Source organism: Pseudomonas sp. TH34 (genome assembly GCF_016650865.1).
In the GTDB taxonomy this organism is placed as follows: domain Bacteria; phylum Pseudomonadota; class Gammaproteobacteria; order Pseudomonadales; family Pseudomonadaceae; genus Aquipseudomonas; species Aquipseudomonas yamanorum.
Genome location: NZ_JAEKFB010000011.1, coordinates 1 through 14,085, shown reverse-complemented (window position 1 = coordinate 14,085; position 14,085 = coordinate 1). Strand labels below are relative to the sequence as shown.

Here is a 14,085-nt window from a genome sequence, read left to right as displayed (position 1 = left end):
ACCTCGGTCCAGCGTTTTTTCTTACGGTCATACGTCACCTGTTGTTTTTATCTGTGACGAAATCGAACCCGACAGGCTTGTGGCCAGGCGGAATGAACAAGGCGGATAGCCCTGAAAAAGTGGGATCACAGTAAAACGCGGCGCATTGTACACCGCCAAACCTGTCTGGGCCGACAGGATGCGATGCGACGGATAGCAGGGACATTGGGAAAATTCTTTCAGATATCGGGAAATTGACGGCGAGACAATTCCTTCAGAAAGACGCAACCAACTGACTGTTTCGTCGACATAAACCAAATCGCCATCAAAACAGAATAAAAAATCCAAATGAAACCGTGTCAATAAAAATTTTGCATTCCCAAACACACTCTTCTAGGTTCATCCACTTGCCCAGCGCAGCCCGCTGGCAAGCTCGTTCTCAAACACCGTCATCTAGGAGATTCACCATGCAAGCACTGGAAAACGACCTGGAAACCGAACTGCAACTCGACGATTGGTTTGAAGCGCCGACCCATGAGGCCGCCGTTGAAATGATGCAAGCCGATGCCGTTGTGCCGTTCGGCACCGCGATGTGGCCTTTCTAATCTGATCAGGCACCCCGGCAGGTGCGGGACGCCGCACCTGCCACTGCTCCTACCGAAGGCTTTGAAGGAAGGACGTCATGGACAAGGCCCGCGCCGTCGAACATTTTCTCTACTACCTCGCCCATCACCCGGCCCTCACCGGCCTGCACCGCCCCACCATTCTGCTCGGCCATACCGAACGCTACGACGCCATCGCCCACTCGATCACCCAAGGCAGCGCCGCCCGTTTCGACTTCCAGGTACAACGCCTGGACCAGGCCCCCAGCGAAGCGCTGGCCACGGCCATCGAAGCCTGCGACCTGTACATGTTTCTCTACGATTCCTCGACCCTGCCCAACCCGCGTGCCGAGGGCCCGGACTTTATCCGCGCGCTGCAAGGCGTGATGGCCGAGCACTGGAAAAAATCCCTGCTGCTCAAGGACTACGGCGACTATTTCTACGACACCTTCAGCGTCGCCCCACAGCGGATTGCCGACCTCAACGCCACGTTGATCCGGCGCATGTCCCAGGCCAGCGTGCTGAGCTTCACCGACCAGCATGGCTCGCGCCTTGAAGCGCCCATGAGCAGCATCAAGAAGTGGACCAATATCAACGGCGTCGGCAACCACGACCTGGCGCCCGGCGAGATCGCGACCCACAGCGAGGCCATCAATGGCCAGGTGCGGTTTGTAGGCACCTTTCTCAGCACCATTCCCTTTGCGCGCAAATACGGCGTGCTGCAATCGCCGCTGGAATTGTGGATCGAGAACTCGACCATCTGCACCGTGGCCAGCGAAGTGCCGGGGTTGGCAGATGACTTCAACAAATACCTGAATGCCAACCCGTCCAATCGCCGGGTGGAAGAACTGGGCATTGGCACCAATGAAGGTGTGAAGGATTTGTATGCGCGCAATGCCGGCTTTGAAGAGCGCCATTGCGGGCTGCACTTGGGCTTGGGTGGCGGGCAGAAAGGCAGCCACCATCTGGACCTGATCTTCGCCAGTGGCGTGTTGGCCCTCGACGATAAACCCGTGTTCGATGGGGCGTTCATGTTCTGACCCGCCCGTCAAAACAATGGAGATCAACTGTGGGAGCTGGCTTGCCTGCGATGGCATCACCTCGGTATTGCTGATAGACCGAGTTGCCGGTATCGCAGGCAAGCCAGCTCCCACAGGAAATCAGGTCTGCTTGATAGAAAGCATTCCAAATCCAGGCCAAAAAAAACGCCAACCCGAGGGTTGGCGTTTTTATGCAGCGCTTAACGAATCACTGCGGCTTCTTGCGACCAAAACCTGGACGCTGGCCGGAACCGGCCGGTGCACCACGACGCTTGCCCGATGGCGCGTCATCGACCAGTTTCAAGCCCGGGCGCTTTTTCGGCGATGGCTTGGCTGGGCGTTTGGTGCTGGCGCTGTCGTCGGGACGGCCCGCAGCCGGAGCACCACGGCCAGACTCGCCCCGGTTACCGCGACCGCCCGTTGGGGCATCACCACCACGACCGGCTGGACGCGGAGCGCGCGGCGCACGTTCGCCATCCTGACGGGCCGGTGCCGAAGGACGACGCTCGCCTTCGATATGCGGCTCGCGGGAGATACGACCGCCAGTGGCCGGTGCATCCAGTGCAGGGCGCAGGGTGCGGGCAACACGGTCGGTACGTGCCACCGGACGCGACGATTTACGCTGCATACGCTCGAGCTTGTCTTTGCTCTTGGCGTTCATCTGCGGCATGGCCACCGGCGTCAGGCCGACTTCGGCACTCAGGATGTCGACTTCGTACTGGCTCATTTCGCGCCAGCGGCCCATCGGCAGGTCGGAGTTGAGGAACACCGGGCCGAAACGTACACGCTTCAGGCGGCTGACCACCAGGCCCTGGGATTCCCACAGGCGACGTACTTCACGGTTACGGCCTTCCATCACCACGCAGTGGTACCAATGGTTGAAGCCTTCGCCGCCTGGAGCCTGCTTGATGTCGGTGAACTTGGCCGGGCCGTCTTCCAGCACGACGCCGGCTTTCAGGCGCTCGATCATTTCGTCATCGACTTCGCCACGTACACGCACCGCGTATTCACGGTCCATCTCGTAGGAAGGGTGCATCAGGCGGTTGGCCAGTTCACCGTCGGTGGTGAACATCAGCAAGCCGGTGGTGTTGATGTCGAGACGACCGATGTTGATCCAGCGGCCTTCTTTAGGGCGCGGCATCTTGTCGAATACGGTTGGACGGCCTTCCGGGTCGTCACGGGTGCAGATTTCGCCATCAGGCTTGTTGTACATGATGACGCGGCGCACCGATTCGGCGGCCTCTTCACGCTTGATGACCTTGCCATCAATGGTGATGGCATCGTGCAGGTCGACGCGCTGGCCAAGGGTGGCTTCAACGCCGTTGACCTTGATGCGCTTCTGGGTGATCCAGGCTTCTACGTCGCGGCGCGAGCCTACGCCGATACGGGCGAGGACTTTCTGCAGTTTTTCACCTGCGGGGCCGATTTCCTGGCTGTCTTTCTGGTCTTGGTCACTCATCTTAAGCACCTCCCGGTGTGTCGATTCAGGCTGGGCCTGAAGATAGTAAAAGCTGGGCTTTTGGCGAACGCATCGCCAAAGGGTCGCGAATCATACGCTCATGGCGAGCGTTGCGCATCAGAGACTAGTCGATATGTGCGGGTTCATTTGCCTTTCCGCCGACCGGTGGCACCCAGCGCCAGCAGGCGCAGTTCAGCTTCGGCGAGTACCGTGCGCTTGTCGACCTTGTCGAGTTTCTTCCAGGCACGGATCTCGCGCTTGCTGCGGCCGCAGCCCACGCAGATGTCGTCGGTGAATTTGCAGATGCTGATGCAGGGGTCTTTGGTGGAGCTCATTGAAATCCTCCCAGGCACTGGTTTTCTGTGGGAGCTGGCTTGCCTGCGATGGCATCGCCTTGGTGTAGCAGAAAGACCAAGTCGCCTGCATCGCAGGCAAGCCAGCTCCCACATTTTGAAGCGGCGTCAGTCTTCGAATTGGCGGCGTTCGTTTTCGATGGCTTCGGCCAGGGCGCGGGCTTCGTCTTCTTCGTCGCTCAGCGGCGGTTGTTCAAGCGCAGCTACGGCGGCCAGGAGTTTGGCACGGGCTTCGGCGACGCCGAGGATGTCCTCCTCGGGTTCAGGCTCGGGCTCATCTTCAACTTCGACTGGCAGCTCAACCTCAACGTTCAGTTGCAGCGCAGGCTCCTGCTCACTGTCACCCACCGCGCCATCACGCAGCAAGTCGTCGAAGTCGGTTTTGATGCCCTGCTCCATGTCATCCAGTTCCAGCAACAGCGTATGGAAACTGGTTTCGTCCTTCGGCTCTTCCGGCTCGGCGCTGGCGTCGGCCAGCTCTTGCAAACTGGCCGGCACCGGTGCGTCGTCGAAATCCAGGACCGGGTCCGGCTCCATCTCCCGCAGCTCGGCCAGCGGCGGCAAGTCGTCGAGGTTTTTCAGGTTGAAGTGGTCGAGGAACACCTTGGTGGTAGCAAACATCGCCGGCTTGCCGGGCACATCCCGATAACCAACGATCCGAATCCACTCCCGCTCCAGCAGCGTCTTGACGATATGGCTGTTAACCGCCACGCCCCGCACGTCCTCGATCTCGCCCCGGGTGATCGGCTGGCGATAGGCGATCAGCGCCATGGTTTCCAGCATCGCCCGGGAATAACGTTGCGGGCGTTCTTCCCATAGGCGGCCAACCCACGGCGAAAACTTCTCGCGGATTTGCAGGCGATACCCTGAAGCCACCTCCCGCAGCTCAAAGGCACGGCCATCGCAGGACTTGCGCAGAATCTCCAACGCTTTCTTGAACACCGGCGGCTCAGGTCGTTCGGCTTCTTCAAACAGTTCGAACAGGCGTTCCAGGGATTGCGGCTTGCCCGAGGCCAGGAGAAAGGCCTCCAGCAGCGGGGCCAGTTCGCGGGGTTCAGTCAGATTCATCGATTCAGCTCTTTATTCGGCTCGCGCCCGCACGTGGATAGCCGCAAAAGGCTCATTCTGGACCAGCTCGACCAAGGATTCCTTGACCAATTCGAGGATTGCCATGAAGGTCACGACTACCCCCAGACGCCCTTCTTCTTTGGTAAACAGTTCGACAAAAGGCACAAACCCGCCGCCCTTGAGGCGGTCCAGCACATCACTCATGCGCTCGCGGGTGGACAGTGCCTCGCGGCTGACCTGGTGGCTTTCAAACATATCGCCACGGCGCAGTACTTCGGCCATGGACATCAGCAATTCTTCCAGGCTTACGTCCGGCAGCAGCTTGCGCGCCCGGGCTTCCGGGGCGTCGAGCTTGGGCACCACCACATCGCGGCCCACCCGGCTCAGGCCGTCGATGCCTTCGGCAGCGGCCTTGAAGCGTTCGTACTCCTGCAGGCGACGGATCAGTTCGGCGCGCGGGTCATCCTCTTCCGCCTCGATGCTTTCCGAACGCGGCAGCAGCATGCGCGACTTGATCTCCGCGAGCATCGCGGCCATCACCAGGTACTCGGCGGCCAGTTCCAGGCGGACGGTCTGCATCAACTCGACATAGCCCATGTACTGGCGGGTGATTTCCGCCACCGGGATGTCGAGGATGTTGATGTTCTGCTTGCGGATCAGGTACAGCAGCAAGTCCAGCGGGCCTTCGAAGGCTTCGAGGAAGACTTCCAGGGCGTCCGGCGGGATGTACAGGTCCAGCGGCATTTCCATGACGGCCTGGCCGTAGACCATGGCAAATGGCAGTTCCTGCTGGGCGCCCGCCTGGCTGTCGACGGATTCCACGGCCGACATTCAGGCCTCGACCATGAACGGTGCCGGGTCGCCACAACCCACGCGCACCACTTCCGGCTCGCCGTCGGCCAGGTTGATCACGGTGGAGGCCTTGTTGCCGCCGTAGCCGCCGTCGATGATCAGGTCGACGTGTTTTTCCAGCAACCGGCGCATTTCATAAGGGTCGTACAACGGCTCTTCTTCACCCGGCAGGATCAGCGACACGCTCATCAACGGCTCACCGAGTTCGGCCAGCAGCGCCAGGGCGATCGGGTGTTCCGGCACCCGCAGGCCGATGGTGCGCTTCTTAGGGTGCAGCAGCAGGCGCGGCACTTCGCGGGTGGCGTTGAGGATGAACGTGTAGGGCCCCGGCGTGTGGGCCTTGAGCAGGCGGAAGGTGCCGGTGTCGACCTTGGCGAACAGCCCCAGCTGGGACAGGTCACTGCAAATCAGTGCGAAGTTGTGGTTCTTGTCCAGGTCACGCAGGCGTCTTACGCGCTCGACCGCATTCTTGTCGCCGATCTGGCAACCGATAGCGTAGGAGGAATCCGTGGGGTAAATCACCACACCACCGGCACGGATGATCTCCACGGCCTGTTTGATCAGGCGCGCCTGGGGGTTTTCCGGATGAATCTGGAAGAATTGACTCACGTGTTCTACCTGTTCAGACGGTGGCAATAATGGGGTCATGTTTGAAGCGACACCAAAGGGGCGGCAAATCTTCCGGGACGGCGCGGTACTCGCCAATCTCGGACCAGCCGCCAGGGCCATGAAAATCACTGCCGGCGCTGACCAGCAGACCAAATTCGCGGGCAAGAATCGCCAGGCTGCCTACCTGCTCGGCGGGTTGATGCCCGTTGACCACTTCGATTGCGTGGCCGCCCGCTCCAATATAGTCGCCAATCAGCTTGCGGCGCTTGCTGCGGGTGAAATCGTAATGCCATGGATGCGCCAGGCTGACCCAGGCACCTGCTGCCCGCAATGTGCCGACGGTGTCTTCCAGGGTGGGCCAGTGTTGCTTGACGTCCCCCAGCTTGCCGGCACCCAGCCATTTGCGGAACGCTTCGGCACGATCCTTTACAAAACCTTCACGCACCATCCAGTCGGCAAAGTGCGGACGGGCCGGGGCGTTGCCGCTGTCGCCCAGTTCCTGCTGGATGGCGCGGGCGCCTTCCAGGCCGTTGGGCATGCCCTTGAGGGCCAGCTTGCGGCTTATTTCTTCGGACCGCAGCCAGCGGCCATCGTGCAATTTGGCGATGGCCTCCACCAGCGGCGGTGCGTTTACGTCAAAACCGTAGCCCAATACATGAATCGTCGCGCCGCCCCAGGTGCAGGACAATTCAACCCCGTTGACCAGTTGCATGCCCAACGCATTCGCCGCATCACGGGCCTCTGCCAGGCCTTCGAGGGTGTCGTGGTCGGTCAACGACAGGACTCGCACGCCTTTTTCAAACGCACGCGCAACCAGGACCGCGGGCGCCAGGGCGCCGTCGGAGGCTGTGCTATGGCAGTGCAAATCAACATTCACGGGAGTGTGTAACCTCAAGTCAGCTGGCGCTTTCGCTACCAAGGATGTTTGTTATTATGCCGCCACATCCAGCTTCTGGCTCTTACTGTGAAACAATTCATCGACTTCATCCCGCTGTTGCTGTTTTTCATCGTTTACAAAACCGACCCTCGCGTCATTGATCTTGCCGGCCACGAGCTGACAGTCGGTGGCATCTACAGTGCCACGGCGGTGCTGATCATCAGCTCCGTGGTGGTCTACGGCGCGCTCTTCATCTCCCAGCGCAAGCTGGAAAAAAGCCAATGGCTGACCCTGATCGCCTGCCTCGTCTTCGGCAGCCTGACCCTGGCCTTCCACAGCGAAACCTTCCTTAAATGGAAAGCCCCGGTGGTCAACTGGCTGTTCGCCCTGGCCTTTATCGGCAGCCACTTCATCGGTGACCGCTTGCTGATCAAGCGGATCATGGGTCACGCGCTGAGCTTGCCGGACCCGATCTGGGTGCGCCTGAACATCGCCTGGATCGTGTTTTTCCTGTTCTGCGGCGCCGCCAACCTGTTCGTCGCCTTCACCTTCCAGAGCTACTGGGTGGACTTCAAGGTGTTCGGCAGCCTGGGCATGACCGTGCTGTTCCTGGTCGGCCAGGGTATCTACCTGTCGCGCCACCTGCATGACACCGACCCTACCACGCCGAAAACCGAGGACTGACATGCTCTACGCCATCATTGCCACCGACGTTGCCGACTCGCTGGAAAAACGCCTGGGCGTGCGCCCGGCCCACGTCGAGCGCCTGAAACAGCTGCAAGCCGAAGGCCGTATCGTGCTCGCCGGCCCGCACCCGGCAGTCGACAGCAATGACCCGGGAGACGCCGGTTTCACCGGTAGCCTGATCGTCGCCGAGTTCGCCTCCCTGGCGGCGGCACAAGCCTGGGCCGACGCTGATCCGTATGTCGCGGCCGGCGTGTATGCCCATGTCCTGGTCAAGCCGTTCAAGCAAGTCCTGCCTTGATTCGTTGTGCGCTGAACCAATTGGCTTCAGCGCACTCCTAAACGCTCATTATTCCCGGTAACCTGCCGACAACGTTCTGAATATTCGTGTGGAATCAGGAGTTCCGATGCGCTTACGTCAGTTGTGTCTGTTGGCAGTGTTAATGATCGGGGCTACGGCCCACGCTGAAGAAACCTCGAACACCGGCAGTTCCACGCCCCTGTCCTTGAGTGCCGGCAGCCAGATCACCGATTTGCAGCAACGTTTGAAAGAAAGCGAACGGCAGCGGGATGAACTGAGCAAGCAATTGCAAAGTGCTGACGCCACGCGGGAAAGTACCCAATTGAGTAAACTGCGCCAGGAGAACCAACGCCTGGTCCAGCAACTCAAAGAAGCACAGGGCAGTGCCTTGCCACGCTGGCTTACCGAGCAACAGCAATGGTTCGTGACCGGTGGAGCAGTCGCGCTGATCGCCCTGCTGTGCGGGATCTTCGCCAGTGGCGGGCACCGGCGCCGTCGACAATGGCTAAATTGAGTGAGTCATGAGCGAGCTGTTACTGATAGATGATGACCAGGAGCTCTGTGAGCTGCTGACCAGTTGGTTGAGCCAGGAAGGTTTCCAGGTGCGCGCCTGCCATGATGGCTTGAGCGCCCGCAAGGCTTTGGCCGAAGCCGCCCCGGCGGCCGTGGTGCTCGACGTGATGCTGCCCGACGGCAGCGGCCTGGAGCTGCTCAAGCAATTGCGCAACGACCACCCGGAGCTGCCGGTGCTGATGCTCTCGGCTCGCGGCGAACCGCTGGACCGGATCCTCGGCCTGGAGCTGGGCGCCGACGATTACCTGGCCAAGCCCTGCGACCCTCGCGAACTGACCGCCCGCCTGCGCGCCGTGCTGCGCCGCAGTCACCCGGCTGCCGTGTCCACCCAGCTGGAGCTGGGTGACCTGTGCTTCAGCCCGGTGCGTGGCGTGGTCACTATCGATGAACAGGAATTTGCCCTGACCGTTTCCGAAAGCCGTCTGCTGGAAGCCTTGCTGCGCCAGCCGGGCGAGCCGCTGGACAAGCAGGAACTGGCGCAAATCGCCCTGGGCCGCAAGCTGACCTTGTATGACCGCAGCCTGGACATGCACGTCAGCAACCTGCGCAGGAAGATCGGCCCGCACCCGGATGGCCGACCACGGATCGTGGCGCTGCGTAGCCGCGGTTATTACTACAGCCTCTAAGCACAACACCTGTCCCCTGTGGGAGCTGTCGAGCCTTCGCGAGGCTGCGATGGCATCACCCCGGTGCAACGGATAGACCGCGGTGCCTGCATCGCAGCCTCGCCAAGGCTCGACAGCTCCCACACATGATCTCCCCTGCCGGGATAGTTTTGTCAGCTTCGCCCAAAATCCTCTTTACCCAAGCTTTACCGTCCCCTGACTGCCGCTGACCTTGTTCTCCGTAATCTACTCACATCCGGACTCACCGGAATAGAGACAGGAGAATCACCATGCGCAAGACCCTTATCGCTTTGATGTTCGCTGCTGCCCTGCCAACCGTTGCCATGGCCGCAGCACCTGAAGGCCCAGGCCCGATGGGCGGTCCTGAAGGCCACATGATGGGTGGCCCAGGCCACGGCGGCGAACACGGCATGCGGGGCAAAGGTGGCCCTTTCAGCCAGCTGGACCTGAGCCCTGAACAGCGCCAGCAGATCGGCAAGTTGATGGGCCAACAGTGGCACGCTCGCAAAGAGCTGGTGCGCAAGTACCTGGACAAACTGCCAGCCGCTGACAAGCAAGCCATGAAAGACGACATGGCGGCCGCCAAGCAGAAAACCCAGACCGACATCCGTGCCGTGCTGAAACCCGATCAACAGAAGAAATTCGACGAGATCGTGAAGAAACAAGCCGAACGCCGCGCCGAGTGGAAGGAATTCCAGGCCTGGAAAGCCCAACAGCCGCAAAAAGCGCAATAATGATCTAGCTTCACTCCCAGCCCAGTGGCCACCGCCGCTGGGCTTTTCCTGTTTGAGGGTTTCTTGTGCGTTCATTGTTCTGGCGCGTCCTAGCCAGCTTCTGGCTGGCCATCGCCCTGGTTGCCGGGCTGTCGATCCTGCTTGGGCATATGCTCAACCAGGACGCCTGGATTCTCAGCCGCCACCCCGGGCTCAATAACCTCGCGCAGGAATGGACGCAGCTCTATGAGGCCCAAGGCGAGGACGCCGCCCAGGAATTGCTGCAGCAGCGCAAGCGCCAGTACCACATCGACGTACAAGTGCTTAACGAAAGCGGCGAGCCCGTAGTGCTCGGTACCTTTCCGCGCCGCGCCGCCGCCCTCGAAGCCCGACAAAAAGACAGCCAGGACCGCCATCTGCCCTGGCGGCGCCTGACCGCCGAGTACACCAGTGAAAAAACCGGCGACACTTACCTGCTGATCTACCGCATTCCCCACCCGGAACTGGACGCCTGGCACCGCAACAGCCTGCTCTGGCCATTGAGTGCCCTGGCGATCGCGTTGGTGGTGCTGACCCTGTTCAGTTTGCTGGTGACGCTGTCCATCACCCGCCCCCTCAGCCGCCTGCGCGGCGCAGTGCACGATCTGGGCCAGACCACCTACCAGCAGAACAGCCTGGCGCGGCTGGCCAACCGTCGCGACGAATTCGGCGTACTGGCCACCGACTTCAACCGCATGGGCGCCCGCCTGCAAAGCCTGATTGGCAGCCAGCGCCAATTGCTGCGTGACGTGTCCCACGAACTGCGCTCGCCCCTGGCCCGGCTGCGGATCGCCTTGGCCCTGGCAGAACGCGCCACCCCCGAGGCACGGGAGAAACTCTGGCCCCGCCTGACCCGCGAATGCGACCGCCTTGAAGCGCTGATCAGTGAAATCCTGGTACTCGCCCGGGTGGATGCCGACAACGCCAGCGCCGAAGACATCGACCTCAACCCGTTGCTCAGGACCCTGCAAAAAGACGCCTTGCTCGGCGCACCGGACCAACCCGTGCAGCTCGATGCCGAGGCCGGGCTGCAACTCAAGGGCTGGCCGACCATGATTGAACGCGCCGTGGACAACCTGCTGCGCAACGCCCAGCGCTTCAACCCGCCAGGCCAACCGATTGAAATGGACGCCAGACGCCAGGGCGACCGTATTGTGATCAGCGTGCGCGACCACGGCCCCGGCGTGGACGCCGAACACCTGAAGCAACTGGGCGAGCCGTTTTACCGCGCCCCAGGGCAAACCGCCCAAGGGCACGGACTAGGACTGGCCATCGCGCGGCGCGCCGCAGAACGTCATGGCGGCAGCCTGATCCTGGCCAATCATCCTGACGGCGGTTTTATCGCCAGTGTGGATTTGCCGCTGGAGCCCGGGGTTGTCATTCAACCCTGATGATCTTCTATGATGGTCCTTCTCATTAGGAGGGCCTTTGATGACTGATCTGCTCACCCCCATCCAGGAAGCACTCGATTTACCCGTCACCCCGCTGGCCTTTACCGAGGCTGGCGCCCTGCCCTCGACCTTTGCCGTCACCGAACTGGCCAGCGCCAGCATCGGTGCGGCGGGCCAGGCAGTTGCCCAGTTGCTGCTACAGCAAACCGGGCGCCTGCCCTCGGTGACCGTGGACCGGCGCCTCGCCTCATTCTGGTTCTCCTCGTCCCTGCGTCCCGATGGCTGGACCACCCCGCCGCTGTGGGACCCGATTGCCGGCGACTACGCCTGCGCCGACGGCTGGATTCGCCTGCACACCAATGCGCCACACCATCGCGCCGCCGCTGAACGCGTACTCGGGCAGGTCGCTGACCGAGATGCGATGGCCGCGAAGGTCGCCCAATGGAACGCCGCCGAACTGGAACAGGCGATTGTCGAAGCCAACGGCTGTGCGGCGCAGATGCGCTCGTGGCAAGACTGGCAGGTGCATCCACAAGGTTTGGCGGTCAATCAGGAACCGCTGGTCCATCGCCAGACCTTTGCAACCCTCAGCGACAAACCCTGGCTGGGCTCGGTGGCAAGGCCGATGGCGGGGATCAAGGTGCTGGACCTGACGCGCGTATTGGCCGGCCCCACTGCCAGTCGCTTTCTTGCAGGCCTTGGCGCCGATGTACTGCGCATCGACTCACCGGACTGGAACGAACCTGGCGTCGTACCGGAAATGACTCTGGGCAAACGCTGCGCCCGCCTGGACCTGAAGAACGCCGACGACCGCCAGACCTTCGAAAACCTGCTGAAGGACACCGACATTCTGCTGCACGGCTACCGCGCCGATGCCCTGGAGCAGTTGGGCTACGGTGAGGCCGCGTTGCAAGCCATCGCCCCCGGCCTGATCGACGCCAGCCTCAATGCCTATGGCTGGAGCGGCCCATGGCGCAATCGCCGAGGGTTCGACAGCCTGGTGCAGATGAGTACCGGGATTGCCGAGGCCGGCAGGCAGTGGAAAAAGTCGGACAAGCCGGTGCCGCTGCCATTGCAGGCACTGGATCACGCCACCGGGTATTTGATGGCGGCCAGTGCAATCCAGGCCTTGAGTGAACGATTGAAATCCGGGCGCGGCGGTTCGGCGCTGCTGTCCCTCGCGCGCACGGCAAAACTGTTGGTGGACGCAGGACAAGTCCCGGAACAACTACCGCTGCGGGCCGAAGAGCCGGGTGATCAAGGCTTGGTGGTGGAGCAAACAGCCTGGGGCCCGGCCCACCGGTTGCTGCCCCCGGTGACCATCAGCGGAACACCGTTGCAGTGGGATTTGCCAGCAGGTGAACTGGGTTCACATCGGGCGAAGTGGTGACTTGAAAATCGCTATCGCGGGCAAGCCCGGCTCCCACAGTTGATCGAGTTGCCTGAGCTGACTCGGATCTCCTGTAGGAGCCGGGCTTGTCCGCGATGAGGCCCTTGCAGTCACCGTCAATCCGCGCGGCTCAGTGATGTCCACAAATGCTGCGCCGCATAGGCTCTAAGCGGTCGCCAGGCCTCAGCCCGCGCCAGCAACTGGCGTGGGCTCACCGGTCCGCCTTCCAGCGCCACCAACGCATTGATCAAGCCGATATCCCCCGAGGCAAACGCATCCTGCTCGCGCATCTGGCGCATGGCGATGTACTGCGCCGTCCAGTCTCCAATCCCCGGTAATGCCACCAACCGCGCCACACCCTCCTTCAGGCTCGCCTTCGGCTGGAATACCTGCGGGTCATCCAGTAAGGCCTGGGCCACACCCGACAAGGTGCGCCCGCGACTTTTCGGCATGCCGAGGGTCGCCAAATCTGCTGCTGCCAGCACCTCGGCGGAAGGAAACACGTGGGTCACACCGGCATGGGGCGTCACCAGCGGCGTGCCGTACTGCGCCACCAGCTTGCCCGCCAACTTGATCGCCGCTACCACGGTAATCTGCTGGCCCAACACCGCGCGGATCGCCAACTCCAATCCATCCCAGGTTCCAGGCACCCGCAGACCAGGACGCGCTGCCACCAAGCTCGCCATCAAGGGATCATTCGCCAATTGCCGGTTGATCCGCTTCGGGTCAACCGACAGGTCAAACATGTCCCGCAACCGCCGCTCAATTTCCGGCAACGCAGACGGGTTGGGGAAGTTCACCGTTACCTCAAGCCAATCCCCGGCCCCCGGCGACACACTGAGCCAACCCTGCTGACCGTCGACAGTGATACTGCGCGAGTACACACCGCCGTCCACCGTCTCCAACCCGCTGATCGCCCGCGCCGACAAAAAGCCCAGCATCGCCGCCCAGTCATACGGCGCCTGATACGCCAGCTGCATCCTCACAACGACAACACCCCGCTGTACAACCCATACGCCGCCAGGCTCGCCCCGGCGATCACGCAGGCGAAAATGCCTTTTTCCAGGTGGGTAAACAAGGGCTGGCCCTGCTCACGCTTGGCCAGGGCAAACAGGATCACCCCCGGCGCGTACAGCAACGCCGACAGCAGCAGGTACTTCAAGCCTCCGGCGTAGAGCAGCCACACTGCGTAAGCCAGGGCGATAAGGCTCACCAGCAAGTCCTTCATGCGTTCGCCATGGGCACCTTCGTAGGTTTCACCGCGCCCGCTCAACAGCACTGCATACGCCGCCGACCACAGGTAGGGCACCAAAATCATCGACGACGCCAGGTAGATCAGGGTGGTGTAGGTACTTTCCGAAAACAGCGTGATCACCAGGAACAGCTGGATCATCACATTGGTCAGCCACAACGCATTGACCGGCACCTGATTGACGTTTTCCTTTTTCAGGAACGCGGGCATGGTCTTGTCATGGGCGGTGGCATAGAGAATTTCGGCGCAGAGCAACGCCCACGACAGCAACGCCCCC

General features: G+C 61.6%; 17 protein-coding genes. 9 read left to right on the top strand and 8 right to left on the bottom strand.

What is annotated here, in order from left to right; genetic code table 11:
- Positions 1–446 precede the first annotated feature (446 nt).
- The gene (locus JFU58_RS07705) at positions 447–584 is read left to right on the top strand and encodes a hypothetical protein (RefSeq protein ID WP_003175756.1); all 138 of its coding nucleotides are present in this window, start codon (positions 447–449) and stop codon (positions 582–584) included.
- A 77-nt stretch (positions 585–661) separates the two neighbouring features.
- On the top strand, positions 662–1,621 hold the full coding sequence (locus JFU58_RS07700) for a leucyl aminopeptidase (protein WP_177027132.1): 960 nt from the start codon (positions 662–664) through the stop codon (positions 1,619–1,621).
- Positions 1,622–1,829: 208 nt separating this feature from the next.
- On the opposite strand, the gene rluB is transcribed toward JFU58_RS07700, so the two are convergent.
- The 6 genes from rluB to JFU58_RS07670 form a co-directional block, all read right to left on the bottom strand.
- Positions 1,830–3,080: a 23S rRNA pseudouridine(2605) synthase RluB gene (rluB, locus tag JFU58_RS07695; protein WP_017475718.1), complete on the bottom strand. Its 1,251-nt coding sequence runs from the start codon at positions 3,078–3,080 to the stop codon at positions 1,830–1,832.
- Between the two features lie 143 nt (positions 3,081–3,223).
- A complete protein-coding gene (locus tag JFU58_RS07690) occupies positions 3,224–3,415 on the bottom strand; it encodes a DUF1289 domain-containing protein (protein ID WP_003220079.1) in 192 nt (63 codons plus the stop codon).
- 126 nt (positions 3,416–3,541) lie between these two features.
- Positions 3,542–4,501: an SMC-Scp complex subunit ScpB gene (gene scpB / locus JFU58_RS07685; protein WP_063027675.1), complete on the bottom strand. Its 960-nt coding sequence runs from the start codon at positions 4,499–4,501 to the stop codon at positions 3,542–3,544.
- A gap of 12 nt (positions 4,502–4,513) precedes the next feature.
- Positions 4,514–5,212: a segregation and condensation protein A gene (locus JFU58_RS07680; RefSeq protein WP_172834604.1), complete on the bottom strand. Its 699-nt coding sequence runs from the start codon at positions 5,210–5,212 to the stop codon at positions 4,514–4,516.
- A 120-nt stretch (positions 5,213–5,332) separates the two neighbouring features.
- The gene (locus JFU58_RS07675; RefSeq protein ID WP_003220075.1) at positions 5,333–5,962 is read right to left on the bottom strand and encodes an L-threonylcarbamoyladenylate synthase; all 630 of its coding nucleotides are present in this window, start codon (positions 5,960–5,962) and stop codon (positions 5,333–5,335) included.
- 13 nt (positions 5,963–5,975) lie between these two features.
- Entirely contained in the window at positions 5,976–6,839 is an 864-nt protein-coding gene (locus JFU58_RS07670; protein ID WP_017475714.1) for a PHP domain-containing protein, read from the bottom strand.
- 87 nt (positions 6,840–6,926) lie between these two features.
- On the opposite strand from JFU58_RS07670, the gene JFU58_RS07665 reads away from it, so the two are divergent.
- The 7 genes from JFU58_RS07665 (at position 6,927) to JFU58_RS07635 (ending at position 12,556) form a co-directional block, all read left to right on the top strand.
- On the top strand, positions 6,927–7,523 hold the full coding sequence (locus JFU58_RS07665) for a septation protein A (protein WP_201140177.1): 597 nt from the start codon (positions 6,927–6,929) through the stop codon (positions 7,521–7,523).
- A gap of 1 nt (position 7,524) precedes the next feature.
- Positions 7,525–7,824, top strand: coding sequence for a YciI family protein (locus tag JFU58_RS07660; protein WP_063027669.1), 300 nt, complete (start codon positions 7,525–7,527; stop codon positions 7,822–7,824).
- A 106-nt stretch (positions 7,825–7,930) separates the two neighbouring features.
- The gene (locus JFU58_RS07655) at positions 7,931–8,338 is read left to right on the top strand and encodes a hypothetical protein (protein WP_003220067.1); all 408 of its coding nucleotides are present in this window, start codon (positions 7,931–7,933) and stop codon (positions 8,336–8,338) included.
- A gap of 7 nt (positions 8,339–8,345) precedes the next feature.
- Positions 8,346–9,023: a response regulator transcription factor gene (locus JFU58_RS07650; protein ID WP_093206819.1), complete on the top strand. Its 678-nt coding sequence runs from the start codon at positions 8,346–8,348 to the stop codon at positions 9,021–9,023.
- Between the two features lie 269 nt (positions 9,024–9,292).
- Positions 9,293–9,757, top strand: a complete 465-nt coding sequence (locus JFU58_RS07645; protein WP_093205766.1) for an LTXXQ domain protein — start codon at positions 9,293–9,295, stop codon at positions 9,755–9,757.
- A gap of 65 nt (positions 9,758–9,822) precedes the next feature.
- Positions 9,823–11,166, top strand: a complete 1,344-nt coding sequence (locus tag JFU58_RS07640) for a sensor histidine kinase (RefSeq protein WP_177027129.1) — start codon at positions 9,823–9,825, stop codon at positions 11,164–11,166.
- Between the two features lie 40 nt (positions 11,167–11,206).
- Entirely contained in the window at positions 11,207–12,556 is a 1,350-nt protein-coding gene (locus JFU58_RS07635; RefSeq protein WP_201140176.1) for a CoA transferase, read from the top strand.
- Positions 12,557–12,672: 116 nt separating this feature from the next.
- Here JFU58_RS07635 and JFU58_RS07630 read toward each other — a convergent pair whose 3' ends face one another.
- Together JFU58_RS07630 and JFU58_RS07625 are read right to left on the bottom strand one after the other, a co-directional pair.
- Positions 12,673–13,536 carry a DNA-3-methyladenine glycosylase family protein gene (locus tag JFU58_RS07630; RefSeq protein WP_201140239.1) on the bottom strand — a complete coding sequence of 288 codons (864 nt, stop codon included), beginning with the start codon at positions 13,534–13,536 and terminating at the stop codon, positions 12,673–12,675.
- 2 nt (positions 13,537–13,538) lie between these two features.
- On the bottom strand, positions 13,539–14,085 hold a 547-nt coding region (locus tag JFU58_RS07625; RefSeq protein WP_201140175.1), incomplete at its 5' end, for an amino acid permease.

Coding starts and splice junctions, on each gene's coding strand:
- JFU58_RS07705 (WP_003175756.1), top strand. CDS start 447: ATGCAAGCACTGGAAAACGACCTGGAAACCGAACTGCAACTCGACGAT.
- JFU58_RS07700 (WP_177027132.1), top strand. CDS start 662: ATGGACAAGGCCCGCGCCGTCGAACATTTTCTCTACTACCTCGCCCAT.
- JFU58_RS07630 (WP_201140239.1), bottom strand. CDS start 13,536: ATGCAGCTGGCGTATCAGGCGCCGTATGACTGGGCGGCGATGCTGGGC.
- JFU58_RS07650 (WP_093206819.1), top strand. CDS start 8,346: ATGAGCGAGCTGTTACTGATAGATGATGACCAGGAGCTCTGTGAGCTG.
- rluB (WP_017475718.1), bottom strand. CDS start 3,080: ATGAGTGACCAAGACCAGAAAGACAGCCAGGAAATCGGCCCCGCAGGT.
- JFU58_RS07660 (WP_063027669.1), top strand. CDS start 7,525: ATGCTCTACGCCATCATTGCCACCGACGTTGCCGACTCGCTGGAAAAA.
- JFU58_RS07645 (WP_093205766.1), top strand. CDS start 9,293: ATGCGCAAGACCCTTATCGCTTTGATGTTCGCTGCTGCCCTGCCAACC.
- JFU58_RS07635 (WP_201140176.1), top strand. CDS start 11,207: ATGACTGATCTGCTCACCCCCATCCAGGAAGCACTCGATTTACCCGTC.
- JFU58_RS07690 (WP_003220079.1), bottom strand. CDS start 3,415: ATGAGCTCCACCAAAGACCCCTGCATCAGCATCTGCAAATTCACCGAC.
- JFU58_RS07655 (WP_003220067.1), top strand. CDS start 7,931: ATGCGCTTACGTCAGTTGTGTCTGTTGGCAGTGTTAATGATCGGGGCT.
- scpB (WP_063027675.1), bottom strand. CDS start 4,501: ATGAATCTGACTGAACCCCGCGAACTGGCCCCGCTGCTGGAGGCCTTT.